Raw genomic sequence first — 9,890 nt, forward strand, 5'->3', positions numbered from 1 at the left:
CATTCCCATTGCCGTGGGGGCCGGCGCGGTCACCGGCCAACCGAGTGCCCATTGCAATTGAAATTGGGCTTGGTTGTGGTCGATGATCGCTTGCAAGTATGCCCGGCGAGCGGTTTCAAGTGCTTGAACCGACTGCAATACTTCTAGCGGTAACCCTTGACCATCTCGGATCCGTTCCAAGTTTCGATTGTAGGAATCTTCGGCCGATCCAATCGCTCGCTCAGTTACCACGATCTGTTCACGACGGAACTGAATCTGCGAATACGCTTCCGAAATCTCGCGAGCGACTTGATCCATCACTCTCAACTTTTCGAACCTTGCTTGTTGAACGCGTGCCGATGACTCGCGACGAGCGGCTCGCTCGCCGAACCCAAGGTTGCGAACTTCCCACGTCATAACGGCGTCCAAATCGTAGCGGCCGTCCACGTTATCGAGGTTGTTGCCAAGCCCGCCGCCGAAGCCGCCGGTGCTGAAACCTAGCAGCACGCTGGGGACAAACGGAGCGTACTTTTCACGGCGATACGCTTCACAGGCGGCGGCCACAAGCGATTTGGATTCCTTCAGTTCCGGACGTGAATTGAGTCCTGTGCTGATCAGCGACGCCTTGTCCATTTCCAGTGACACCAAATCGATTGGCACCGCCGTCACATCCAACGGTTGGATCGGAGTGTCGCCATCCAGACTGAGTGTTTGCGCCAACCGCGCCGACGCCACCGCGATCCGTTCACGGGCTCCGATCATGCGGTTGTCGACCATCGCCAACTCGGTGTTGATCCGGTCCGCATCGGCTTGCAGTCCTTCCCCCGCCTTGGCAAAGTCGTTGGTGATTTTGAACAGCTCTGCGGTCCGTTGACGCGACGATTCCAGGATGCTGGCGTCTTGGTAGGCGTTGACCAATTCGGTGTAGGCGACCGCGGTCGATCGCAATTGTTCGTTCATCGCCGCAGCGGCCGCGTGATGGCGTGCCGAGACGGTTCGCTCAGCGATCTCGGGCAGAAAGATTGCGTCGGCTAGATGGAATTGGGCGACCAATCCGGGACGCGGCGTCGTGCCTGCTCCGGTGGCGCCGGTGCCCAGTCCGTATTGAAACGAGTTACGATTGATGTCAACGATCGTCCCGTCGCTGGCCTGATAATTTCCATCATGACGGTGAAAACCAAAGCCGGCCTGGATCGATGGCAACCACAGCACTTCGGCGCGAGCGAGTTGGGCATAGGCCTCTTGGACCCGCCACTGGGCGAATCCGACCACAGGATGCTGGCCGCCGACCATGGCGAGCGCCGATGGCAAATTCAAGTCGATCGAATGAGAGGTTGAGGTCATGGGTTGGCCGTCAAAGTCGCCCTGCGGGATCGCGCCTTCGAAATATTGGACATCCTCGTCGATGGGAAACGCCATTGGTGCAGCGGGTTCGACGGGCACGTTCACGACCGGACCGTCTTCGAATGCGGTCAACGACAGATCTGCGGTTGCGATCTCGTTCGGCTTCGACTCGACGAGCTTTAGCTCGTATTGACGTCCGTCGATCGTCAAGGTTCCGTGGCGTGACTGATCTTCACCCCCCGATGGCTTCACCGAGACTTTTTGGTGATTGACGGGACGCACTTCCTGTGAAACGGCGGGAGCGGATTGAGCCAATCCTGCATCCGTGGTTTGCCCCATCGGTGCGACCGGTGCGACCGGTGCGACCGTGGCGACGGCATGATCGAGTCGAGTGGGCGTTGGATTTTGCGTCAAATATTGGTTGCCTGCACAGCCCGTCAGCCCCATCAGGCCCACTAGGCCCATCAGGTCAAGAGTGATCATGAGTCGGGGCATCCTGCCCTCCTTTATCGCTAAGTCCGTAGCCGTATCCACATTCGCGTTGTGCTTGTTACTCCAAACGCAACGGTCACATGGAAAGTGCTTCGGCAAACGAGAGTGCAGATAATGACGGATGACGGCGTTGAACTGCGGGAATCCAAGTTAGCCGCCATCGAAAACACGCGTTGTGCAAACTATGATGAATGATTGCCTCCGCGAAGCTTGTTCGCTGGTACCGGTCGTACCGATTGTGCGGATCATGACCTGCCAAGCGAGGGGCAAAGAACCGCTTTTGAATGAATCTACACGGTGGCACTCCTTGGGAGTGCGTCGAACTGAAAACGAGAAATTTGAATGAATCACCCTTTCCACCGCTGCTGTTTGGCTTGGCTCGGCGTTTTGGGCGTCTTGGTTGTGACCGCGGGCTGTTCGCCTGATTCCAAACCGGGCGTCGCGAAAAAGGACGAAACGCTCCACGTGACCCGAGTCAAGACGGTCGAGGTTGCCCCCACCGAAGTCCAACGCACAACGCTGCAACCCGCATCGGTGCACGCTTACTTTCGAGCCGAGTTGCGGGCCAAAATCTCGGGCTTTGTAAAGGAATTGAAAGCGGACATCGGCGATTACGTCAAAGCGGGCGCCGAGCTGGCGACGATCGATGTGCCGGAGATGCAGAAACAACGCGAGGTGATCGAGGCGAGAATCCGGCGGTTGGTCGCAGAGGAACAGCGGGCTCAAGCAGGCATCGATCTGGCCACGGCTCAAGTGCGATCGTCCGAAGCTAAATTGGCCGAAGCCAAGTCACAACTCAATAGTGCCGAAGCTTCGCTGGCGGCGTCGTCAGCGGAGTTCAATCGCACCGAAGATCTGGTTCAGCGTGGATCGCTACAAAATCGCATGTTGGACGAAGTGCGACTGAAACGAGATTCGGAACAGGCTCGCAAGGAAGCGGTCATGTCGTCGGTGCAATCCGCCGAAGCCGAAGTCGCGGTGGCGCAGTCGCAAGTGGCATCTGCAAAAGCGGATAGGGAAGCCGCTCGTGCGGAAACCGAAATCACGCGGGGACAACTCGATGAACTCGATGTGTTGTTGTCCTACGCGGTCATCCGAGCTCCCTTTTCCGGCGTGATCACCGACCGCTTTGTCCAGCCTGGCGATCTGGTCCGCGAAGCGAGTGAGGTCGGTAGCGGCAAACCGTTGTTTGTGCTCAGCCAGATCGATAAGGTCCGTATTCGCGTTCCCGTCCCTGAAACCGACGCACCGCTCGTCAATCAAGGCGATGAAATCACATTGACCTTTCCTTCGTTCACGGCGGAATCCCCGATCACCGCGACGGTCACACGACGATCTGGTAGTCTCGACCCAAGCACTCGCACGATGATGGTCGAAGCCGAGATCGACAATCCCGACGGCAAGCTGTTGCCTGGCATGTTCGGCCAAGCCTCGATCCATCTTTCGACCAAAGCGGCCGCCAACATGTTGCCCGCGCGCGCGATTCGTTTTGAAGAGTCGGGCAATGCCTACGTCTATGTGGTGGATCAAGACGAAACGGTTTCGATCGCTCCGATCACGATGGGGATGGACGATGGCAATTCAATCGAGGTGCTCTCGGGGGTCGAAGCAGGCCAACGCGTGATTGATGCCCATCTGAGCCGATTTACAAATGGCCAAAAGGTAAGCGTCCTGACGAACTAGTTTTCGCTTCATCCCGCAGCTGCGATTGCCGCGACTGCATTCCTTCTTTCTGCACAGACCCTTTGAAAACGGCGTCGAGACGTCTGACGCTCCGCCCGCTTTATCACCTGAGATTTCGCTCCATGGGATTGACTAACTTTTCGCTAAAAAACCGGTTTGCTGTTTTAGCGGCCACGATCGCGTTGTGCGTCCTGGGCGCAGCGGTGATTCCGGGAATCACGATCGACATTCTGCCGGACTTTAAAAAGCCCGTCGTCGTCAGCTTCTTTTCCTATCCAGGCTTGCCCACCTTGGACATGGAAAAATCGGTCAGCTCGCGTGTCGAGCGTGCATTGACGTTGGCAGGAAAGATCGAACATCAAGAATCACGCACGGTTCCCGGGGCCGCGGTCATCAAGGTTTTCTTTCAGCCCGGTGCCGACCCCAGTTCGGCGATGAACGACATCGTCAACCTCGAAGCGAGTGACATGTTTCACTTGCCGCCGGGAATCGAGTGGCCGTTCACGCTGCGTAGCGAACCGGCGAACCTGCCTGTCGTGTTGGCGGCCATTGCCGGAGATGGGCTGAGTGAATCGGAACTGTATACGATCGGTTATTACGCCGTCCGCAACAAAATGGGTGGCCTCAAGGGGGTCCAGATTCCACATCCGTTCGGCGGCAAATTCCGTCAAATGATGGTCTACGTCGATCCTGCAAAACTGATGGCGTATCACGTCAGCGCGGTCGATGTGGTCGAAGCGATGAAAAAGTCGAACTTGGTGTTGGCGGCGGGAACCGCGCGGATGGGCGGCACCGATTATCAGGTGCAACCACGTAACACGTTGCCAACGACCGAAGAAATCGAAGCAATTCCGATTTCGGTTCGCGAGGGGCGTCCCGTGTTCATTCGCGATGTCGCTCGCGTCGTTGACGACGCGGCGCTGCAATACAACATCGTTCGCGTCAACGGAAAACGCAGTGTCTATTGCCCGCTGCTGCGTGAGCCGGGCGAAAACACGATCGCTGTGGTCGACCGTATTTACGAAGGCATCGCGTCGGAAATTCCGAAGATGAAGGAACGCGGCGACATTCCCGAAGCGACCGAAGTCACGCTGGTTTCGGATCAATCGAGCTACATTCGTAACGCAATGTCGAACTTGATGACGCAGGTTGGCTTGGGAGCCCTGTTGGTCGCGATAGTCGTGTTTGTCTTTCTGCGCCGGATTGTGCCCACGCTGATCATTGTCACCACGATTCTGTTAGCGATCTTGATCGGGGCACTTGGGTTCGCCTTTACCGGTCAAACGATCAACGTGATGACGCTCAGCGGGATTGCGTTGGCGATTGGGACCGTGGTCGATGCCGGGATCGTGGTCGTGGAAAACGTGATCCGGCACCAACGCATGGGCAAATCGCCGATGAAGGCGGCGCGCGAAGGGACCGACGAAGTTTCCGGAGCGATCCTGGCTGGTACCGTAACCACGCTCGCGGTGTTTTTGCCCGCGGTCTTTTTGACCGGCATGATCAAGTACCTGTTCACGCCACTTTCGCTTGCGGCAACGTTCACGATCGGGGCCTCGTACGTGTTGGCATTGACCGTGGTCCCGGCCTTCTGTGCGACGCTGGTTCGCAATCGCATGCGTGACCGCAATCGTGATTCCACCAGTGACGAGGACGAAGACAAGCCACACGGTTTGTACGGTCGCTTGCTTGGCATGGCAATGAAGGTGCCTGCAGTGACCTCGTTGGTGATCGTTGCGGGGGTCGGAGCCACGTTCCTGTTGTTGCCGTCAATCGGAACCGAGTTGTTCCCGGCGGTGGATGCAGGCTCGTTTGAAATTCGACTCAAAACGTTGCCAGGAACCGCACTGGATGAAACCGAGAAATTGGTGGCCCGCATCGAAGAATCGATCAAGCAAACCATTCCCGAAGAACAAATTGAAACGCTGATCTCCAATATCGGGTTGCCGGTTGGAAAGGGAGCGGGGTTCTCGACCGTGCTCAGTTCTAATTCGGGCCCCGACACGGCGTACGTCATCGTCAACTTGAAACAGGATGGTCGATCCACCAGCACGGACACTTACATCAACGCGCTGCGTGAGAGATTCGTGGACGAGTATCCGCTGGAGCAATTTCTGTTTGTTTCCGGTGGCATTGTGAACATGGCACTGAACGAGGGTGTGCCGACGCCGATCAGCGTTCAAGTTTCGGCGGGAACATTGGGCCAATGCCGCGAGGCCGCCGAGCGGATTGTCGAAGCGGTCCGGCCGATCGCAGGCACCGCCGACGTGCAGATCGCTCAATCGCTTGACTATCCACAATTTGATGTGCAAGTGGATCGCACGCGAGCAAAGTATTTGGGCGTCGACCAAGAGGAAGTCGCTCAGACGGTTCTGACCGCGCTGGGGTCGAGCGTGGGCTATGCACCGACGATTTGGATCGATCCCAAATCGGGCACCGACTTTTTCATGGGCGTGCAATACGAGTCGAATGATTTTGAATCGCTGGACGACGTTCGCAACATTCCGTTGTCACTGAATACCGCGGATGGGCCGATCACAATTCCATTGTCGAACATTGCCACAGTCAAACGTGTCACCATCCCAGGCGAGATCGCTCATTACAATATCGCTCGCGTCAATGACGTGCACGTCAACGTGTCCGGACGCGATCTGGGCTCGGTCGCCGCGGACATCGAAGCGACATTGACAGAGATGGAATTCGCCAACGGCGTGTCGGTGACGTTGCGAGGCCCCGTGGAAAAGATGCGATCGGGAATGAGTCTGCTGGGGATGGGATTGGCCGTCGCCGCACTGTTGGTGTATCTCGTGTTGATGGCCCAGTTCCGCTCGTTTCTTGATCCGTTGATCATCATGTTGGCGGTTCCGCTAGGGATCGGGGGGGTGTTGGCGGTTCTGTATTTGACAGACACCTACATCAACATCCAATCGTTAATGGGCACGTTGATGATGATCGGCGTGGTCGTCAACAACTCGATTCTGTTGGTCGAGTTTGCCAACCGTCGCCGGGCGGATGGATTGTCGCCGTACGACGCGGCGATGTCGGCGGCGCAAGTGCGACTGCGTCCGATTCTGATGACGTCACTGACGCTGGTTGCAACGATGTTGCCGTTGGCATTTCAGCTGTCACCGGGCAACGAAGCGATGATCCCCTTGGCTCGAGCCTTGCTGGGCGGCATGATCGTATCGACGATCCTGACCCTGATCTTGGTCCCCTGTGTTTACACATGGGTGCACCGCAAGTCGCCATTGGCGGTGTAGCAGCTGAATCGCAGCAGTGAGGCGTGGGCCGTAAGAGAGCGTCCGACTTAGAAAAATCGCTACCCGAAGCGTAAGTTCTGAGGTTCCGATAATGTATTTAGGGGCAAAGCCCCGGAAGTTTACCTAGCCCAGCCCAACGGGCTGGGACGAAGAAAACCTATGAATGTTAGGGCCAACGGCCCGGTCGTTTGCTCGGATCTACTGAGGGCGACTGGCAAATGACGGCAACGTTTTGTCACCTCTCTGTTCCCCAGCACGCCCTGCCTAGCTGTAGAAGCAGAGGTAGGCGGTGGCTTGGTCGACCTTCAACTGGAATTTCTGGTTGGCGTCGACGCGGAACTCGCTGCCGGTTTTGTACGATGCAAACTCGCTTGACCCAGGCAGTTTGACTTTCAGTTCGCCTGAGACGACCTTCATCAATTCCTTCTCGCTCGTGCCAAACTCATACTCGCCGACCGCCATCACGCCGGACGTCACGCGGCCTTCGCTGTTCTCGAAACCGATCGATTTGACTTTGCCGTCGAAATATTCGTTGACCTTCATGGGGACAGTGCTTTCTAAAAGTTGATTGGGAAGCGAAAGGAATTCGTGTGGCGGACATGATAGATCCTGCTGTTCGATGAGCAAGCGGGCGGGCGATTTCGCGAGAAATTGCCGCGTTTCTGTGTCCCAATCGCCCTGGATTACTCTCGTTGAACGCCGGTGTCTAAGCTATCTTGCGAGTCGGGAATCGCAAAAAAGCAAATTGCGGAGCAATAAAGCTCGTTTACCAAGCGGGCGAGTTGAGCTATTTTGTCTGTGTCGTCTGGTTGCGGCTTCTACCGTTTCCAAACGCCCTTCTTCTGAATTCGATCAATCGCCTCCATCCCCAACAAGCGAGGAACCCTCCGTGCTAAATCAATCTTCATTCGGTAGCGGTCGCCTGCCTCAGACGCGTCCACGATGCTCGCTGACAGGTTGGACCACCATGACGCTCGTGATCTTTGTCATGCTCGGCGGATGGTTTCCGCAGACGCGGTCGCTGGCAGATTCGCCTACCAGCAGTAGCAGCACTCTGCAGGAAACGTCATGGCGGTTCACCACCAAAAAACCACGAGCGCATTGGTACGAGGTCGGATTTGATGATTCTCGATGGGCGCAAGGCGTCGGCGGATTCGGAACGCGGTCCACGCCCGGGGCGCGAGTTTCCACCCAGTGGAATACCGATGATATCTGGCTGCGACAATCGGTTGAACTCGATGTGGTTCCCGCGCATCTCGCGATCTACATGCATCACGATGAAGATGCCGAAGTCTATCTCAACGGCAAAAAAGTGCTGGCCGTGACCGGTTACATCGACCACCACAAAGTGTTTCCGTTGGACGCTGATGCGGCGGCAGTAATCAAAAAAGGCAGCAACCTGATTGCGGTGCACTGCCACCAAACCACGGGCGGCCAATCGATCGACGTGCACTTGATTGATGCCAACCATATCCCCAAACTCCCCAAGCCAAAACGAAATACGATCCCCTTCAAGTCGGACTTGATCACCAAATGGGGCGAGCAGGTGACCGCAGAGAACGCATGGACCGAGTATCCTCGTCCTGCGTTGGCGCGACCCCGATTGCAAAACCCAAGTTGGACCAACTTGAACGGCCACTGGGATTACGCAATCACCGGCGTGGATCAAACCGAAATCCCGCAAAAATGGGACGGCGAGATCCTGGTGCCCTTTGCGATCGAATCACGATTGTCGGGTGTCCAGCGGTTGCTGAGTGATTCCGAAGCGTTGTGGTACCATCGCACGTTCCAAGCCGATGTGACGCAAGGCGAGCGGTTGAAGCTGAATTTCGAAGCGGTCGATTATCGCTGTGAAGTTTTTGTCAATGGAACCCCGGTGGGTAAACACGTTGGCGGCAGCAACCCATTTTCGCTGGACATCACCGATGCGGCAAAGTCGGGCGAAAATCAGCTGGTCGTTCGCGTCGAAGACGAAACCGAAGGATCGCAAATTCGTGGCAAGCAAGTTATCCATGCGCACGGAATTTGGTACACCCAAGTCTCGGGGATTTGGCAAACCGTGTGGCTCGAAACGGTCGCGCAGCGTCACATTGATGATCTGAAAATTCACTCGGCGATTACCGATTCGCCGGACCAAGCCAAGGTGACCGTCAAGGTCGATTTGGCTGGCAAACCGGTTGCCGGTGAGAAGGTTCGAATTAGTCTCGTCGACGGCGACAAACTGATTTCTTCCAAAACGTTTAATACGGAGGGTGTTTTCATCACCGACGTCAGTGACGCAAAACTGTGGTCACCCGATTCGCCGCATTTGTATGACCTCAGCGTCGCGGTGCTCGATGCATCTGGTAATGCGATCGACGAAGTTCAATCGTATGTCGGCATCCGCGAAGTGGGACGAACGGTCGATAAGGATGGACATCATCGATTCACACTGAATGGTGAGACTGTTTTTCATCTTGGACCACTCGACCAAGGCTGGTGGCCCGATGGGTTGCTGACACCTCCTTCGGACGAAGGCATGTTGTATGACATCGAAGTTCTCAAGGACTCGGGTTTCAACATGATCCGTAAACACATCAAAGTGGAACCGCGGCGTTACTATTACCACTGTGACCGCATTGGGATGATGGTTTGGCAGGATCAACCCAGCGGCGGCAAAGGCCCCCCGTGGACACGAATGCGGGCAAACCCACAAGATGCCGATTGGTCCGATGCCGATCACGATCAGTACATGGTCGAGATTGAGCGGATGATTGACGACCTCGAAAATCACCCCAGCATTGTCGTGTGGGTGCCGTTTAACGAAGCGTGGGGGCAACATCGCACGATGGAGGTCGGCAAGTGGACGGTCAAGCGGGATCCGTCACGTTTGGTCAATATCGCCAGTGGCGGCAACTTTTGGCCGATCGGTGACATTGCGGACCATCATGCCTATCCGCATCCCAATTTCCCTTTAGCCGACAAACGATTTGACGATTACATCAAGGTGGTTGGCGAGTTTGGCGGACATGGTTATCCCGTCCAGGGACACCTGTGGGATGCCAATCGCGACAATTGGGGCTACGGTGGATTGCCAAAAACGCTGCAGGAATTCAAGGATCGCTATATCGAATCGATGCGACGACTCGAAGA

The 9,890-nt window shown here is 56.2% G+C and carries 5 protein-coding genes; 3 read left to right on the forward strand and 2 right to left on the reverse strand.

All coding sequences use genetic code 11. The features are described from left to right. Window positions 1-1,806, reverse strand: a 1,806-nt coding sequence (locus tag ABX962_RS20255; protein WP_372721835.1) for a TolC family protein, incomplete at its 3' end; no start/stop codon positions are given. Between the two features lie 351 nt (window positions 1,807-2,157). On the opposite strand from ABX962_RS20255, the gene ABX962_RS20260 reads away from it, so the two are divergent. Next, a complete protein-coding gene (locus tag ABX962_RS20260) occupies window positions 2,158-3,498 on the forward strand; it encodes an efflux RND transporter periplasmic adaptor subunit (RefSeq protein WP_372721836.1) in 1,341 nt (446 codons plus the stop codon). Between the two features lie 122 nt (window positions 3,499-3,620). Continuing rightward, window positions 3,621-6,758 carry an efflux RND transporter permease subunit gene (locus ABX962_RS20265; protein ID WP_372721837.1) on the forward strand — a complete coding sequence of 1,046 codons (3,138 nt, stop codon included), beginning with the start codon at window positions 3,621-3,623 and terminating at the stop codon, window positions 6,756-6,758. 264 nt (window positions 6,759-7,022) lie between these two features. On the opposite strand, the gene ABX962_RS20270 is transcribed toward ABX962_RS20265, so the two are convergent. Beyond that, window positions 7,023-7,301, reverse strand: coding sequence for a pyrimidine/purine nucleoside phosphorylase (locus ABX962_RS20270; protein WP_345328200.1), 279 nt, complete (start codon window positions 7,299-7,301; stop codon window positions 7,023-7,025). A gap of 445 nt (window positions 7,302-7,746) precedes the next feature. On the opposite strand from ABX962_RS20270, the gene ABX962_RS20275 reads away from it, so the two are divergent. After that, window positions 7,747-9,890, forward strand: a 2,144-nt coding sequence (locus ABX962_RS20275; RefSeq protein WP_372721838.1) for a glycoside hydrolase family 2 protein, incomplete at its 3' end; no start/stop codon positions are given.

It is taken from the genome of Novipirellula sp., assembly GCF_041583735.1.
Lineage (GTDB): Bacteria > Planctomycetota > Planctomycetia > Pirellulales > Pirellulaceae > Novipirellula.

Coding starts and splice junctions, on each gene's coding strand:
- ABX962_RS20270 (WP_345328200.1), bottom strand. CDS start 7,301: ATGAAGGTCAACGAATATTTCGACGGCAAAGTCAAATCGATCGGTTTC.
- ABX962_RS20260 (WP_372721836.1), top strand. CDS start 2,158: ATGAATCACCCTTTCCACCGCTGCTGTTTGGCTTGGCTCGGCGTTTTG.
- ABX962_RS20265 (WP_372721837.1), top strand. CDS start 3,621: ATGGGATTGACTAACTTTTCGCTAAAAAACCGGTTTGCTGTTTTAGCG.